The sequence below is a fragment of the Stenotrophomonas sp. GQ19 genome, from assembly GCF_059758695.1.
Genome location: NZ_JCAXES010000001.1, coordinates 85,526 through 100,968, shown reverse-complemented (window position 1 = coordinate 100,968; position 15,443 = coordinate 85,526). Strand labels below are relative to the sequence as shown.

12 protein-coding genes are annotated in these 15,443 nt (G+C 69.0%); 2 read left to right on the top strand and 10 right to left on the bottom strand.

Annotated elements, in window-relative coordinates; translation table 11 throughout:
• The first annotated feature begins 49 nt into the window (after positions 1–49).
• The gene (locus AC6CHL_RS00430; RefSeq protein WP_498292763.1) at positions 50–3,166 is read left to right on the top strand and encodes a galactose-binding domain-containing protein; all 3,117 of its coding nucleotides are present in this window, start codon (positions 50–52) and stop codon (positions 3,164–3,166) included.
• 32 nt (positions 3,167–3,198) lie between these two features.
• On the top strand, positions 3,199–3,570 hold the full coding sequence (locus tag AC6CHL_RS00425) for an Imm1 family immunity protein (protein WP_483006607.1): 372 nt from the start codon (positions 3,199–3,201) through the stop codon (positions 3,568–3,570).
• Between the two features lie 3 nt (positions 3,571–3,573).
• Here the strand turns inward: AC6CHL_RS00425 and AC6CHL_RS00420 are convergent, their stop codons facing one another.
• The 10 genes from AC6CHL_RS00420 to AC6CHL_RS00375 all read right to left on the bottom strand — a co-directional run bounded on the left by AC6CHL_RS00420 (position 3,574) and on the right by AC6CHL_RS00375 (position 15,213).
• Positions 3,574–4,548 (bottom strand): ABC transporter substrate-binding protein, encoded by a 975-nt coding sequence (locus AC6CHL_RS00420; protein ID WP_498292761.1) that lies wholly within the window; start codon positions 4,546–4,548, stop codon positions 3,574–3,576.
• Between the two features lie 29 nt (positions 4,549–4,577).
• Complete coding sequence (locus AC6CHL_RS00415) at positions 4,578–6,323, bottom strand: amino acid ABC transporter permease/ATP-binding protein (protein ID WP_498292759.1); 1,746 nt, start codon at positions 6,321–6,323, stop codon at positions 4,578–4,580.
• Positions 6,320–6,865 carry a GNAT family N-acetyltransferase gene (locus AC6CHL_RS00410; protein WP_447593236.1) on the bottom strand — a complete coding sequence of 182 codons (546 nt, stop codon included), beginning with the start codon at positions 6,863–6,865 and terminating at the stop codon, positions 6,320–6,322. Before AC6CHL_RS00410 ends, AC6CHL_RS00415 begins: the two co-directional genes overlap by 4 nt.
• On the bottom strand, positions 6,862–8,073 hold the full coding sequence (locus tag AC6CHL_RS00405; RefSeq protein ID WP_498292757.1) for a M20 aminoacylase family protein: 1,212 nt from the start codon (positions 8,071–8,073) through the stop codon (positions 6,862–6,864). The genes AC6CHL_RS00410 and AC6CHL_RS00405 overlap by 4 nt, the downstream gene beginning before the upstream one ends.
• Positions 8,074–8,085: 12 nt before the next feature.
• Positions 8,086–9,429, bottom strand: a complete 1,344-nt coding sequence (locus AC6CHL_RS00400; protein WP_463600814.1) for an LLM class flavin-dependent oxidoreductase — start codon at positions 9,427–9,429, stop codon at positions 8,086–8,088.
• A 17-nt stretch (positions 9,430–9,446) separates the two neighbouring features.
• Positions 9,447–10,442 carry an MsnO8 family LLM class oxidoreductase gene (locus tag AC6CHL_RS00395; RefSeq protein ID WP_498292755.1) on the bottom strand — a complete coding sequence of 332 codons (996 nt, stop codon included), beginning with the start codon at positions 10,440–10,442 and terminating at the stop codon, positions 9,447–9,449.
• Between the two features lie 14 nt (positions 10,443–10,456).
• Entirely contained in the window at positions 10,457–10,819 is a 363-nt protein-coding gene (locus AC6CHL_RS00390; protein WP_498292753.1) for a DUF3088 family protein, read from the bottom strand.
• A 149-nt stretch (positions 10,820–10,968) separates the two neighbouring features.
• A complete protein-coding gene (locus AC6CHL_RS00385; RefSeq protein WP_498292751.1) occupies positions 10,969–12,006 on the bottom strand; it encodes an LLM class flavin-dependent oxidoreductase in 1,038 nt (345 codons plus the stop codon).
• 10 nt (positions 12,007–12,016) lie between these two features.
• Positions 12,017–12,592 carry an FMN reductase gene (gene msuE, locus AC6CHL_RS00380; RefSeq protein ID WP_498292749.1) on the bottom strand — a complete coding sequence of 192 codons (576 nt, stop codon included), beginning with the start codon at positions 12,590–12,592 and terminating at the stop codon, positions 12,017–12,019.
• A 44-nt stretch (positions 12,593–12,636) separates the two neighbouring features.
• Positions 12,637–15,213, bottom strand: coding sequence for a TonB-dependent receptor plug domain-containing protein (locus AC6CHL_RS00375; RefSeq protein ID WP_498293480.1), 2,577 nt, complete (start codon positions 15,211–15,213; stop codon positions 12,637–12,639).
• Positions 15,214–15,443 lie beyond the last annotated feature (230 nt).

The following is a 15,443-nucleotide window of genomic DNA, read 5'->3' as shown; positions in this document are numbered from 1 at the left end:
AGCGTGTGCCCTGCCCCGCCGTTGGGGCCAGAGGATCGGGAGCGCGTCAATGCGGCTGCATGTTCAACGTTGGACTGTTGGGCCCACGCCCCGCCACCTGGCACGTGCCCTGCTCTTCCCCGCACTGGCGCTGGCCGCCACAGGCCTGGCGCAGAACCTGCCGCCCCGCACCCAATGGCAAGCCAGCAGCTCCTCGCAGCAGGTGCCCGCGATGGCGGTCAGTCACCTGATCGATGGCGACCCGAAGACCGTCACCGGCGGCGCCTTCAGCCCGGGCCACTGGTTCCAGGTGGATCTCGGCGCACCCGCCCAGTTGGGCGGCGCGCGGATCACCTGGGATGTCTCCAACCCGGAGGGCTACAGCCTGCAGACGTCGGTGGACGGCACGCACTGGCAGCCCGCCTACACCATGCGGAATTCGCTGGGCGGGATCGAAACCCTGTTCTTCGCCCCGCGCCAGGCCCGCTACCTGCGCCTGGCCAGCCCGGACAAGACCTCCGACTGGGGCGTGTCGATCTTCGAGCTTGAGCCGCTGGATACCACGGCAGCCGCACGCGTGGCCGGCCTGGATCCGGCCCAGGCGGCGGCGTTGTGGCAGGGCGACGCCAGCGTCCCGATGCCCGCACACGCCGGCGGCGAATCGCAGCTGGAAATCACCCTGCCGCGCGCGCAGTCCACCACCGGGCTGGCCGTCGACTGGGCCGGCGGTCACGGTGCCGCCCGCCTGCAGGCGCAGGACGCCAATGGCCGCTGGGTCGACCTCGCCCGCGACCCGCAGGCCGGCAGCCGCACCCAGAGCTGGTTGGCCGGCACCGCCGCTGTGACCGCTACGACGCTGCGCCTGCGCGTGGCCGGCACTGCCCCGCGGATCGCGCGGTTGCGTTTGCTGGGGCCGGCCGCGGTGATGACCCCGATGAAGCGTTATCAAGTGGCCGCCAGCGGCGCGCAGCGCGCCCTGTTCCCGGCCTCACTGCACCTGCAGCAGACCTACTGGACAGCGGTGGGCGTGCACGCCGGCCGGCAGAAATCGATCTTCGACGAGTATGGCAACCTCGAAGCGTTCAAGGGCGCACCGCTGGTGCAACCGATCTGGCGCAACGCCGATGGCACCACGGCCGGTGCCGCTGCAGCGCCGGTAGCGCACGCCCTGCGCGATGGCTGGAAACCGATGCCGTCGGCCACCTGGTCGCCGCAACCCGGGCTGGAACTGCAGAGCGAAACCTTCGCCATCGAGCGCGGCGGCCAACCGGTCACGTTCGTGCGCCACCGGCTGCGCAATACCGGCACCACGCCGGTGGCGGGCACACTGACGCTGGCAGTACGCCCGATGCAGATGAATCCGCCGTGGCAGAACGGCGGCCTGTCGCCCATCCGCGAGGTGGCCATCGAGGATGGGGCGGTGCGCATCAACGGGCGACCGCTGCTGCAGTCGCTGACGCCGGTGGATGCCGCCGGTGCGGCACCGTTCGGCAACGAAGGCAGCAGCGAGATCACCACGGCCATCGCCAGCGGCACGCTGCCCGCCGCCCAACACGCCGAAGACCCTGACGGCCTTGCGGCCGCCGCGCTGGCCTACCGCGTGCAGCTTGCGCCCGGCGCGAGCCGCTCGGTGGTGCTGGCCTTCCCGCTGGGCACCGCGCCCACCGCCGCCAACGGCAGCCTGCCCGATGCACCGACGCTGGACCTGGCCAACCTGCCGGCCGACCCCGACGCCGCCTACGACGCACTGGCCACCGAGGTGTCGGCCGACTGGCAGGCGCGGCTGGGCCAGGTCGGGCTGCGCCTGCCCGACCCGTCGCTGGTGGACATGCTGCGCGCGCAGGCCGCGTACATGCTGATCAACCAGACCGGCCCGGCCATGCAACCGGGACCGCGCAACTACAACCGCTCCTTCATCCGCGACGGCATGGCCACCTCGGCGGTGCTGCTGCGCATGGGCGAGGCCAAGGTCGCACGCGATTACCTGGCTTGGTACAGCGCACACGGCGTGCACGCCAACGGCCTGGTCTCGCCGATCCTCAACGACGACGGCAGCGTCAACACCGGCTTCGGCTCGGACATCGAATATGACAGCCAGGGCCAGTACGTTTCGCTGGTCGCCGATGTGGCGCGGCTGGACGGCGGTCCCGAATCGGTGCGCGCGTACCTGCCCAAGGTGAAGGCGGCGCTGCGCTTTCTGCAGGCGCTGCGCGAACGCACACTGGTGCCGGGCTACATGGCCAGCCAACCGTCACCGGAACGTTTCGCCGGCATCCTGGCCCCGTCGATCAGCCACGAAGGCTACCCCTCGCCCACGCACAGCTACTGGGATGATTATTGGGGCCTGAAGGGCTGGCACGACGGCGCCTGGCTGGCCGAATCGCTGGGCGATCATGACACCGCCCGCTGGGCGCGCGAACAATACACCGCACTGCACGATGCGCTGGCCGCCTCGATCCGCGCGACCATGGCGTGGAAGGGCATCGACTTCATTCCCTCCTCGGCCGACCTGGGCGACGGCGATCCGACCGGCGTGTCGATCGCACTGGACCCCACCGGTGCGCAGGACGTGTTGCCGGCGGAGGCGCTGCGCACCACGTTCGCGCGTTACCTGGCGGACGTGCGCAAGCGCAATGAGCCGGGGGCGTTGTATGCCTACACGCCGTATGAGATCCGCAACGTGCTGAGCTATGTGCATCTCAACCAGCCCGACGCCGCCGACGAGCTGCTGCAGGGCCTGCTGCACGACCGCCGCCCGCTGGAATGGCAGGTACTCGCCGAAGTGGTGCATTCGCGGCTGCGCTTCCCGCGCTACCTGGGCGACATGCCGCACACGTGGATCGGCGCGGAGTACGGGCGCACGCTGTTCGGCATGCTGATGCGCGAGGACGACGATGCGCTGTCGCTGTTGCCGGGCGCCCCACCGTCGTGGGTGGCCGGGGAAGGATTGGCGGTTGATCGCCTGCCCACCGCCTATGGCACCCTGCAGATGGAAGCGCGGCAGCAAGACGGCACGTTGCGGGTCACCCTTGGTCCGGGCCTGCGCAAGCAGAGTGCCGTGCGCGTGTGGTGGCCGGCACGCACGCGCCCGGCCAGCGTGCGCGTGGATGGGCGCGCGGTACGCGATTACGATGCCGACGGGGTGCGGCTGGCGCAGCCGTTCCGCACGCTTGAAGCGCGCTGGTGAACGCAACAGACGAACAAAGGAACGCGAGCGCGATGGAGTTGGACCTCAACGGCCAGAGCGTGGCCGCTACAACGCCAGCACAGGTGGACGCAGCCCTCGCACGGGCGAACACCCTGCCGGCCTTCGAGCTATGGGCGACTGCGCCGACCGGTGCCACCCTGTGCATGTTGCGCAACGGTGTCCATGCCTGGCTGATGTACATCCCGGTTGAAGGCGATGCCGGGGTGCGTTCCTGCGGTGATGCCACGCGCATCGGATCGGCCGACTACGTGCTCGGCAACGGGCAGGTGGACACCTACCCGCTTTCCTGGTGCGTGGCGGTCGAGCAGTGTTTCAGTGCCGTGGCCACCTTTCTCCACAGTGGTGGCGACAGGCCCGAGGGCATCGTCTGGCTGGCGTCCTGACGCTTACAGGTTCGGCAGCCCCGGCGGATTGGTCTGCGACTGCGCCACCGCTTCTTCGCTCACATTCCAGCGCTTGAGCGCCTGGGCATAGGTGCCCGAGGCAATCTGCGTGTTCAAGGCCTGGGTGATGGGTTCGGCCAACCCGCTGCCCTTGCGCGTGGTCACCGAAATCGCCGCCGCATCGGGCCAGCCGCCCGGGAACAGCCCCACCCGCCGCACCTTGCCGTCGCGCGCCGAATACGCCCCGGTGGCGTTGGGCTCGAAGGACACATCCGCGCGCCCGGTGATCACCGCCAGGCGGCCCACCACCGCGTCGTCGAAGTACTGGTACTCGACCGGTTTCAGGCCGGCGGCGATGTTCTGCTGGTCCCAGGCACGCAGGATCTGGTCCTGGTTGGTACTGGCCCCCACCACCACTTTCAGCCCGGCAACATCGGCGGGCGTGGTGATCTTCTGGATCGGGCCATCGGTGCGGGTGTAGATGCCCAGCAGGTCGTAGCGGTAGCTGGAGAAGTCGAACTTCTGCTTGCGCGCTTCGGTCACGGTGATATTGGAAATCACCGCGTCGTACTTGCCCGACTGCAGCCCCAGCGGCCAGTCGGGCCACGCCACCGGGACCAGCACCAGCTTCAGGCCCAGGCCGTCGGCGATCAGCCGGGCGATGTCCGGTTCGACGCCCACGATCTGCTTGTTGTCGGCGCCGTAATCGGCCAGCGGCAGCTGCGCCGGATGCGTGGCCACGGTCAACGTGCCTGGCGTGACGAAGGTGAAGCCCGCCGGGATCAGGGCCGCCGCCTTCGGATCCCGCGTGCCGTTCAACGCCGGCGCGGCATCACCGGCCAGGGTGGCGCGCGCAGCCGGTGCCGCGTCGCTGCCCTGCTCGACGCGCGAGTAGACGATGCCGGCAACACCGATCACCAGCACCGCGGCGACCAGTGCACTGCCGGTGGAGACGCGTCGTTTGTGGGGGGCGTTCATGCGGTTTCCCTGCTGAAAGTGAAAGGGGGTTACAGCGTCTTGGCAAGGAACTCGGCGGTGCGCGGCTGGCGCGGCCGGTCGAACACCACTTCGGGCGGGCCCTGCTCTACTACCCGGCCCTGGTCCATCATCACCACGTGGTCGGCCACGCGGCGGGCAAAGCCGAGCTCGTGGGTGACGATCACCAGGGTGGTGCCCGAGCGCGCCAGCTCTTCGATCACGCTCAGCACCTCGGCCACCAGCTCCGGATCCAGTGCCGAGGTCGGCTCATCGAACAGCAGCACCTTGGGCTGCAGCGCCAACGCGCGGGCAATGGCGATGCGCTGCTGCTGGCCGCCGGAGAGCTCGCGCGGATAGGCGTGCGCCTTGTCGGCCAGGCCGATCCGCTCCAGCAGGTCGTACGCCTGCTGCTCGGCGTGCGCGCGGGCGAGGCCGCGCACCGCGATCGGTGCCTCGACGATGTTCTCCAGCGCGGTCAGGTGCGGGAACAGATTGAAGCCCTGGAACACCATGCCCACGTCGGCGCGCCGACGGCGGATCTCGCCTTCCGGCAACTCATACAGCGTGTCGCCCTCGCGGCGGTAGCCCACCAGCTGCCCGTCCACGGTCACAAACCCTTGGTCGGCACGTTCCAGGTGGTTGATCAGGCGCAGCAGGGTGGATTTGCCGGCGCCGGACGGGCCGATCAGCACGGTGACGCTGCCGGCGCTCACCTCCAGGTGCACGTCCTCAAGCACGGTCTGGTCGCCGAACACCTTGCCCACGCCCTGCAGCGATACCGTGGCGCCGTTGCCCTGCAGCACCGGGGCGATCGACGGGCGCGAACCGGCACGGGCAGCGCTGCCGGCTGCAGGCGCACGCGGTGGCAGCTTGGACACCGTGCGTTCGCGCTGCAGCTGGCCGCGTGCGAAACGTCGCTCGATGCGATGCTGGGCCAGCGACAGCACGGTGAGGATGACCAGGTACCAGACCGTGGCCACCATCAGCAGCGGCACCACTTCCAGGTTGCGCCGGTAGATCACCTGCACCGTGTAGAAGAGCTCCGGCAACGCCAGCACGTAGACCACCGAGGTGCTCTTGGCCAGCCCGATCACGTCGTTGAACGCGGCCGGCAGGATCGAACGCATGGCCTGCGGCAGGATGATGCGGCGGATCTGCCGGCCACGCGGCAACCCGAGCGCCGCCGACGCTTCGTATTGGCCGTGGTCCACCGAGAGAATGCCGCCGCGGATCACCTCGGCCGAGAACGCGGCCTGGTTGAGGGTAAGCCCCAGCACCGCCGCGGTGAACACGCCGATCAGCTGCGTGGTCGGGTACGAGAACAGCGTGATGCTGGTGAACGGCACGCCCAGCGCGATGGTGCTGTACAGATAGCCCAGGTTGTTGAGCAGCAGCAACAGCACCAGCAGCGGGATCGAGCGGAACAGCCACACGTAGCCCCACGACACCGCCGCCAGCAGCGGCGAGCCGGACACCCGCGCCAGTGCCAGCACGGTGCCCAGACCGAAGCCCAGCGCCGTGCCCAGGGCGGTCAGCCACAGCGTGCGGGCCAACCCTTCCAGCACCGGGCGGGCGAAGAACCATTCGGCAAACGTGCCCCAGCCCCAGCGCGGGTTGCCCAGCACCGATTGCAGGCCGAACAGGATCAGGGCCAGCGCCACCACGGTACCGGCCAGCTGCAGCGGATGCCGCGCCGGCACGATGCGCAGCGCAGGCGATGGCGATGGCGTGGCGGGTGCGACGATACCCGGCAGCGTGCTGGATGGGGTGCTCATGCGTGGACTCCCTGCCGCTGCGGCGGCGCGGCGTTGGCAGCCGGGTGCGGTAGCGGCAGGTGCTTTTCAAACGGCAGGTGGGCCACGGTTTCCGGGTCGGCCTGCAGGTCAAACAACGCGCGGTAGCCATGACCCAGGTACAGGCCCACCGCTTCGGGCTGGCGGAACCCGGTGGTCAGGTAGACGCGCCGGTAGCCCTGCCGCGCGGCCTGGTCTTCCAGCTCCTGCAGCACGCGTCGCGCGATGCCCTGGCGGCGCAGACCCGGCAACGTCCAGATCCGCTTGAACTCGGCGGTGTCGGCATCGCGGTGCGGCATGAAGGCGCCGCCGGAGATGGCCGCGCCGTCGCGCAGCAGCAGCACGAACGCCCCTACGGGTGCGGCAAAGGCATCGGGCGGGTAACGCTGCAGTTCTTCGCGGGCGCTGCCACCGATGCGCCCGCGCACATCCGCGTAGCGGCTGTCGTACTCCTGCTCCAGCCCATCGAACAGCGGCTTGGCCAGCGGGTCGTGCACCGAGGTGTACAGGAACAGGTCGCTCATGCCGCATCCTCCACCAGGTAGCGCTCGGCCAGCCGCGCCCACAGGCTGGCGGCCGGCGCGATGGCTGCATCGTTGAACACGTAGCGCGGGCTGTGCAGCGGCGCACTGTCGCCGTTACCCACGAAAACGAAACTGCCCGGACGGGCCTGCAGCAGGAAGGCAAAATCCTCGCTGGCCGTGCGCGGCGCGAACCCGTCCACCAGTTGCTGCGCACCGAAGCCGTCCAACGCCACCTGGCGCACGAACGCGGTCTGCTCGGGATGGTTGATCACGCTGGGAAAACCACGCGGGAACTCGACCTCGGCACGCGCACCGAAGGCGGCGGCGGTGTGTTCGGCAATCTCGGTGACGCGGCGGCGCAGGGTGTCGCGCACCTCGGGAAGATAGGCACGCACGGTGAGGGTCAGCTCGACCGCATCGGGAATCACGTTGGCGGCCTTGCCGCCATGGATGGAGCCCACCGTGACCACGCCCATCTGGCGCGGATCGACATTGCGCGACACCACGCTCTGCAGCGCAGTCACGATATGCGCGGCGGCCAGGATCGGGTCGACACTGCCCTGCGGTTCGGCACCGTGGCCGCCCTTGCCCACCACCCGAACTTTCGCCCAGTCCACCGACGCCATCGCCGGGCCGTCGACGAACCCGAAATGGCCCACCGGCACGCCGGGCCAGTTGTGCAACCCGTAGATCGCGTCCACCGGGAAGCGCTCGAACAGGCCGTCGGCAATCATCTTCGTTGCGCCCGAGCCGGTTTCCTCGGCCGGCTGGAACACCAGCTGCAGGGTGCCGTCGAAGCGCCCGTGGTGGGCCAGGTAGTGCGCGGCCGCGAGCAGGATGGCGGTGTGGCCATCGTGCCCGCAGGCATGCATCAATCCCTCGCGCTGGCTGGCGTAGCCCAGCCCGGATTCCTCATGGATCGGCAGTGCGTCGACGTCGGCACGCAGGCCCAGGCGACGGCTGCCCTGCCCGCGCTGCAGCGTGCCCACCACGCCGGTACCGCCAACGCCGGTGGTCACCACATAGCCCCACTGCTGCAGCAGCTCGGCCACGCGGGCGCTGGTGCGGTGCTCTTCGAAGGCCAGCTCGGGGTGCTGGTGCAGGTCGTGGCGGATCGCGATGGCGTCGGCGTTGCGTGCTGCAATAGCGGGCAGCACGCCGCCGTGCAGGGGAACGATATCAACCGGGGGCCGGTGCAGGATGTTCATCGTGATGCTCCTTCAGCCCGCCTTGCGCACGGGTGCGGTGTCGCCGGCATGGCGGCTGGCCTTGCGCGGCAGCCCCAGGTGGTCACGCAAGGTGCCACCCTCCAACGTGCCGCGGTGGTAACCACGTGCCTGCAGGATCGGCAGTACCTGGCTGACGAAGTCGTCCAGGCCCTCGCGCTGCACCGAGAAGCCGAGGATGAAGCCATCGCTGGCACCGGCCTCGAACCAGCGGATCAGCTCGTCAGCCACGTGCTCGGCGGTGCCGATGAAGTTCGGGCGCGGGCTGACCGCCTGCAACGCCACCTGGCGCAGGGTCAGGCCATGCGCGCGGGCGTCCTGCTTGATCTTGTCGGTGGTTGAACGGAAGGAGTTGGCGCCGATGTCGCCCAGCTCCGGGAACGGGCCGTCCGGGTCGTACTGGGTGAAATCGTGGTGGTCGAAGAAGCGCCCCAGGTAGGCCAGTGCATCGTCCAGCCCGGCCAGCGCGGCAATGGCCTGGTACTTGGCTTCGGCGTCTTCCGCGGTGGCGCCGACGATCGGTCCGATGCCCGGAAAGATCTTCACGTCGGCAGCGCTGCGACCGTGTGCGATCGCCGCGTTCTTCACCTTCTGGGTGAACGCGCGGGTTTCTTCCAGCGACGGCGCGTGGGTGAACACCGCATCGGCGTACTTGCCGGCCAGCGCGATGCCATCGTCAGACGCGCCGGCCTGGAAGATCACCGGTTGCCCCTGCGGCGAGCGCTGGATGTTGAGCGGACCTTCCACTTGGAAGAACCGGCCCTTGTGGTCCAGCCGGCGGAATTTCCCGGGCGCGAAGAAGGTGCCGCTGTCGCGATCGCGCACGAAGGCATCGTCGTCCCAGGAATCCCACAGGCCCTGCACCACCTCCAGGTATTCGTCGGCGATCTGGTAGCGCAGCGCATGCTCGGGATGCGGGCGGCCGTAGTTGCGCCCGGAGCCCTCCAGCGGCGAGGTCACCACGTTCCAGCCCGCGCGCCCGCCGCTGATCAGGTCCAGCGAGGCGAACTGCCGCGCCACCGTATAGGGGTCGCTGTAGGAGGTGGACAAGGTGCCAGCCAGGCCGATCTTCGTGGTGGCCGTGGCCAGCGCCGACAGCAGCGTGATCGGCTCGAAGCGGTTGAGGAAATGCGGGATCGATTTCTCGTTGATGTACAGGCCGTCGGCAACGAAGCCGAACGCGATGCCGTGGTCTTCGGCGGTGCGGGCCACGTCGATGTAGTACTGCAGGTTGACGCTGGCATCGGCCACGTTGGAGGGATGCTTCCAGGCATGCATGTGGCTGCCGGGGCCCTGCAGCATGATGCCGAACGGAATGGGACGCGGGGTCTTGCTCATGGCGTTCTCCTGGGGGATCAGGCCACCGCCGCGCGGGGCGCGGGCGACAGCAGTTCGAGTGAGGTGAGGCGTGCGTCGAGATCGGCCACCGGCGCATCCAGGATGAATTCGCCCACACCGAAGCGCTGGTGCAGGTCGTCCAGCGCGCGGCGCACATGCTGTGCATCGCCCGACAGCACGCTGGGATGGGTCTCTTCAATGCGGTAGTCGGCCACGCCCACCTGCCGCGCGTACTCGGCCGCGGCTTCCGGATTGGGCAGGTTGACGGTCTGCCCCGGCCCCAGGTGCAGCTTGTAGATGCGCAACGCACCCAGATGGCGTGCGGCCGCCTCGGCAGTGGGCGCAGCGAAGGCCACCGTGGCCAGCAACGGCGCGTGCGAGGACACCGCGCGGTAGGCGTTGAACGCCGCTTCGATGCTGCGCGGGTCGCCATCGAAATGCGCCGCATAGACGAAGCGCCAGCCGAGCTCGGCCGCCAGGCGCGCGCTCTGCGGGCTTGCCCCAAGCAGGAAGCGCTCCGGCGGCGTCCGCGGCAGCGGCCGCGCCTGTGCGGCGGCATGCGGGTGGTCGGCGGACAGGCTGCTGGACAGGAAGCCTTCCAGATCGTGCAGCTGCTGCTCGAACGCGCCGGCCGGCGTACGCCCGGCCGCCAGCGCCGCGGTGGAGGCCGGCAGTCCGCCGGGCGCCTTGCCGATGCCCAGGTCCACCCGGCCCGGGGCCAGGCTGGCCAGCAGGTTGAAGGTTTCGGCCACCTTGTACGGCGCGTAGTGGCGCAGCATCACCCCGCCCGTGCCGACGCGGATGCGCGCGGTCTGTGCCAGCACCCAGGCCGCCAGCACTTCCGGCGCGGGGCTGGCCAGCTGCGGGGTGGCGTGGTGTTCGGCGAACCAGTACCGGTGGTAGCCCAGGTGCTCGGCATGCTGGGCCAGGCGCAGGCTGTCGCGCAGCGCCTGCTCGGGCGTGCCGCCGTCGCGGATCGGGCTTTTGTCCAGCACGCTGGTCAGGTAGCTCATCGTGTACTCCTTGCTCAGGGATGGGCCACGGGAATGCCCAGCAACCCGTTCAGTGCGGCCAGGATCGGTTCGGCACCGGAGATGTACTGGCGGTCGTCGTGCGCGCCACTGGCATGCGCCGACTGCACGCCCTGGGGCAGCACCAGCTTGGGCAGCGACTGGTCCTGTTCGCCGATCTCGGCGGTCACTTCGCGGCGCGGCCGGGCAAATCCGATCCGGCGCACGTCCAGCTGCGCGTCCAGGCCATCGATGCTGGACAGCGCGCCTTCCAACAACAGGCTGTGCCGGCAGAAGAAGCGCTGGCCCGGCAGCTGGCCGTCTTCGAATTCGCGGTCGAGCAGGAACAGGATGGGTTTGTTGGGGGGATAAGCAGACACGGATACGTTCCTCGTCGTGGCCGGCAACAGCGCGCCGTTGGAACCTTGATGCTAGAGACGTGGCCGCGCGGGCCTGCGTCGTAACTCGACAATCAGCGGTCGGATCCGGCCACGCAAATGCGCGTTGGCCATATGCAAAACGCCTGGGGTTATGGGGCCGCTCGCAACCGCGGTGCAGCGGCAGCGCCCGCCCACCCCAGCGCCGGCGCGATCTGTTCGGCCACGATCTGCAGAATCCGCCGGTAGTCGCTGGCGGACAGTTCATAGGGCAGTTCCACGCGCAACTCGTCCACCTGCTGCACCACCGGGTCGGCCTGCAGCAGGTCCACGATCTGCGCCGCGCTGCCCACCATGTCTGCGGCAAACAACGTGCGCCGCGGTCCTTGCGGCTCCAGCGTGCGCGCATGGCGCTGCGCGGCAAACGCGAGCAGCCGCTGGCGGGTGGCAGCGTCTGCGCCGTCCAGCGGCACCAGCACGCGCCCGGCGGCAACGCGTGAGGTCGCGCCATCAGCCAGGCCGCTGCGATACACCACCAAATGCTCGCGTTGGGTGTTCACGAAATCCGCATGGGTTTCAGCGCGCGCCACGTTGCCCAGCAGCAGGTGCAGCCCCTGCCCGGCCGCCCAGCGCGCCGAAGGCAGCGATCCGGCGCCATACCAGAGCCGGCGAGCGAGCCCGGGCGCATGCGGCTGCAGGCAGGGGCGGTACTGTGAGACCGCGTTGCCTACCTGCGTATCAGTGTCGCCCAATGGATGTCCGTGCAGCGCCTCGATCAAGCGCCCCACCCGCGCATGCGAAAAGTCGATCCGCGCCGGATCGCCATCGAACAGCAGGTGGCCGACCAGGTCCGCAAACGGCGGCGGTCCGGCGCTCACGCCCACCTGCAGGCGGCCACCGGACAGTACGTCCAGCAGTGACAGATCCTCGGCCAAGCGGAACGGCGTTTCGTAGCCCAGCTGAATCACCGCGGTGCCCAGTTCGATACGCCGGGTGTGCTGGCTGGCCGCCGCCAGGAACACCGCCGCCGAGCTGATGCCCGGCTCCAGGTGCCGGTGCCGGACCCACGCGCCGTCGTAGCCGAGCGCTTCGGCAAAGGCGATCAGCGCCAACGCATCGTCCAGCCCGCTGCGCGGATCGTCGGGCCGGAAGCTGCCCGGGGTGAGAAAGGCCAGATGCCGCAGCTGCATGCGCCGATACCTAGGCGATGCGGCGCAACGGCAGCGGCACGTCTGTCGGTGACAGGTGGGCCGCGGCACGTTCGGCGGCCAGCACGATCCGCGCCTGCAACGCGGCACTGCTGACCTGGTCGCCGCTGAAATCGGCCGGCGTGGCGTACACGCCGATCGGCAGCGTATGCGCCTGCAGGAAACTGAACAACGGGCGCAGCTGGTGGTCGATCACCAGGGCATGGCGCTCGCTGCCGCCGGTGGCGGCCAGCAGCACCGGCACATCCACCAGCGCCTCCAGCCCGATGAAGTCGACCAGGTGCTTGAACAGGCCGGGATACGAGCCGCGGTACACCGGCGCCGCGGCGATCAGCAGGTCGGCCGCTTCAATCCGCTGCAGCGCCTGTTCGATGCGCGGTTCCACCTCCTCGCGGGTAAGCGCCTGCCCCAACGAGCGCGCGATCGGCGCCAGTTCCACCCACTGCACATCGATGTGCAGCCGGTGCCGCAGCTGGTCCAGCACCTGCCGTACCAGCAACAGCGTGCGTGAGTTGGCCGAGCTGTTCGGCGAGCCGATCAGCGCAACCACGTTCAATGCAGATGACATCGCAATGCTCCCTGTAGAGCCGACCGTTGGTCGGCTGCGTTTGCTCAGAACCGGTAGTTGATGCGCCCATACCAGAACGCGCCGATGGTGCTCAGCACATCGCCGGTGTCCCAGGTGGTTTCGATGCTGGCCAAGTCGGTGGCGCTGCGGGCGTACTCGGGCACCTTGCGGGTGCGCTTGTCGAACACGTTGTTGATGCCCAGCGCCGCGCTCCAGCCACCGCCCAGCTCCGCGCTGCCGGACAGGTTGGTCACCAGCACCGGCGGCTGCTTGTACTCCACCCCGTTGTTGAGGCGCTTGATCGGCCCGTAATAGGTGAAATCCACATTCGAGCGCCAGCGCCCGTGTTGCCAGCCCAGCCCGGCCACCTGCGTGTAGGACGGCGTGCGGAAACGCAGCGCGTACTCGCTCGATTTGGTCAGCAGGTTGATGTTGGGCAGCCCCTGCAGCACCGCGGGGATGTCGCGCACCTTCTGGATGGTGGTGCGGCCCACGTTGGCGGCGTAGCTCCAGCGCAGCTTGCCCCAAGCGGTTTCCTGGTTGGCTTCCACGGTCAGCTCCAGGCCCCGCGTGCGGGTATCGCCTACGTTGGTGAAGTAGCTGGCGTAGAACGCATCGCCGGGCAGGATGCTGATACCCGCCGTGCCCAGCAGCGCGTCGATCGTGTTCTTCTGCGCGACGCTCAGCACCGTGCCGCTGTTGTCGGTGACGCGCGCCGGGTCCTGCGCGTTGTAACCGATCTGGCTGGACTGACCGAGCTGGCCGCGGATGTCGATCTGGTAGGCATCCAGGGCCAGGTGGAACGCCGCGCTCGGGTCCCAGGTCACGCCCAAGCTGTAGTTGTCGGCCTTCTCCGGCTGCAGCGGCGTGGCACCCAGTGCCAGCGCCGCCGGCGAGGACACCTGCGCCACCAGCGTGGTGCCGCACGGGCAGCTGCCGGTGGCCTGGTAATACTGCGCGCCCAGGCTCGGGGCGTGGAAGCCGTTGCTCACCGTCGCGCGTACGCCGAACGCATCGGTCACATCAAAGCGCGTGGTCAGCCGCCCGGTCGATACGCTGCCAAAATCAGAGTGATCTTCCCAGCGTGCCGCGGCATCCAGGTACCAGCGCGAGGTCACGTTGGTCGCCGCCCCCACGTACACCGCCTTGCTGTTGCGCGTGGCCTCCACCGCATCGGCGGTGGAATAGCCCACGAAGGCGGCCGCACCGAAGCCGGTATACGACTCCCACTGCCCGGCCCCGCGCTCGTAGCGCTCGTGCTGGTACTCGGCACCCGCGCTCACCTCCAACGGCGAGGCGAAGGCGCCCACGTCGAAGCCACGGCGCAGATCCAGGTTGGCGATGCCCTGCTGGTAGTCCAGCTTGCCGTCATAGAAATCGGTGGGCGCACCGGGATAGGCCAGCGAGAAATTGGCCGAGTGGCGGGTATAGGTGCGCACCGTGTTGCGGTTGCCGGTGAGGCTGCCGTCGATGTCCCAGCCACCCCAGTGACCCTTGACCCCGGCAGTGCCGGTGTACTGCTTTTCCTTGGTTTCCAGTACCGGCAGGAAGCCATCGGGCCACACGTTCAGCACGCTCGGCGCCTTGTAGGTGCCGAAGATTGTCGCCGGCAGGCGGAAGTTCTGGATGGCCTGTGCGGTGCGGTCGCTGGCCGTCGCCGTGGCGTAGAACTGCGCGTTCTCGCCCAGGCCATGACCAGCATTCACCGCCAGCGCGGTGAGCGCATAGGACGGCGAACTGAGGATCGTGTTGGCTTCCGGATCGCGCGATGCCTCGGCCGGGTTCGGCGTGGTGCCGGCAGGCAGGCGGTTGTTCGGGCGCAGCGCCACCGGGTTGCCGCTGGCGTCCACCGCCGGGTAGCTCAGGTAGGCATCGATGTAGCGCCGTGTGCGGATCGCATGGTGCTGGCGGGTGTTCTCGCCGGACAGGCTGACAAACCCGTCCTGCCCCCACGGCAGCCCGATGTTGGCGCGCACGCTGGTGCGGGTGCCATCGCCATCGATGCTCTGCCCGCTCTCCACCGACACATCGCCGCCGTGCGCGTTCGACTTCAGGATCACGTTGATCACCCCGGTGATCGCGTCGGAGCCATACAGCGCGGACGCACCATCGCGCAGCACTTCGATATGGTCGATGGCCGATACCGGGATCAACGCGAGGTCGGTCCAGGCATGGCCCGGGTAACCGCCCCCGTTGGCGCCACTGACATAGGCGCTGGCGTTGCGGCGTTTGCCGTTGACCAGCACCAGCGTGTACCCCGGCGACAGGTTGCGCAGCTGGTAGCCACGGATCAGGCTCTCCTGGTCGCTCTGGTAGCCACCGATCTGGCTCAGCGACGGCAGGCTGCGCTGCAGCGCCTCCAGCAGGTTGGCCTGCCCGGTAGACGCCAGGTCCTCGGCGGAAATCACATCGATGGGCGTGGAGCTGTTCTTGACCGTGCGGTTGCTGGTGCGCGAGCCGGTGACCACCACCGCATCCAGCGTGGACGCGGCGGGGGTACCGGACGCCACCACCGTCTCGGGCGGTGCCTCCGGTCCGGCGGCGTGGGCAGCGCCTGCACCCAGTGCAAGCGCGATCAGAACAGACAGGGAGGTCAGCGTCGGCACGCGTGCCGCAGGCAGGGAGCGGAAGGCAGGAGGCATGGGGACTCTTGAAGGAAGGAGGACGGTCAGGTCCGCGACGGTGCGTCGCAGGGCATCAACTCGCGTTGGACGCAGCGCACCGGCAACATCGCGACAGAGAGGGCAAGGACATCTCAGGGCCTGATCGGAAACAGGCCTCCATTCAAGGGCCTGCACGCAGCGCGCAACAGCCGTTCACGCGCCACCCACCCGCAACATCGCGCCACGCA

Coding starts and splice junctions, on each gene's coding strand:
- AC6CHL_RS00410 (WP_447593236.1), bottom strand. CDS start 6,865: ATGAGCGACCTGTTCCTGTACACCTCGGTGCACGACCCGCTGGCCAAG.
- AC6CHL_RS00395 (WP_498292755.1), bottom strand. CDS start 10,442: ATGAGCTACCTGACCAGCGTGCTGGACAAAAGCCCGATCCGCGACGGC.
- AC6CHL_RS00415 (WP_498292759.1), bottom strand. CDS start 6,323: ATGAGCACCCCATCCAGCACGCTGCCGGGTATCGTCGCACCCGCCACG.
- AC6CHL_RS00420 (WP_498292761.1), bottom strand. CDS start 4,548: ATGAACGCCCCCCACAAACGACGCGTCTCCACCGGCAGTGCACTGGTC.
- msuE (WP_498292749.1), bottom strand. CDS start 12,592: ATGTCATCTGCATTGAACGTGGTTGCGCTGATCGGCTCGCCGAACAGC.
- AC6CHL_RS00385 (WP_498292751.1), bottom strand. CDS start 12,006: ATGCAGCTGCGGCATCTGGCCTTTCTCACCCCGGGCAGCTTCCGGCCC.
- AC6CHL_RS00400 (WP_463600814.1), bottom strand. CDS start 9,429: ATGAGCAAGACCCCGCGTCCCATTCCGTTCGGCATCATGCTGCAGGGC.
- AC6CHL_RS00405 (WP_498292757.1), bottom strand. CDS start 8,073: ATGAACATCCTGCACCGGCCCCCGGTTGATATCGTTCCCCTGCACGGC.
- AC6CHL_RS00425 (WP_483006607.1), top strand. CDS start 3,199: ATGGAGTTGGACCTCAACGGCCAGAGCGTGGCCGCTACAACGCCAGCA.
- AC6CHL_RS00430 (WP_498292763.1), top strand. CDS start 50: ATGCGGCTGCATGTTCAACGTTGGACTGTTGGGCCCACGCCCCGCCAC.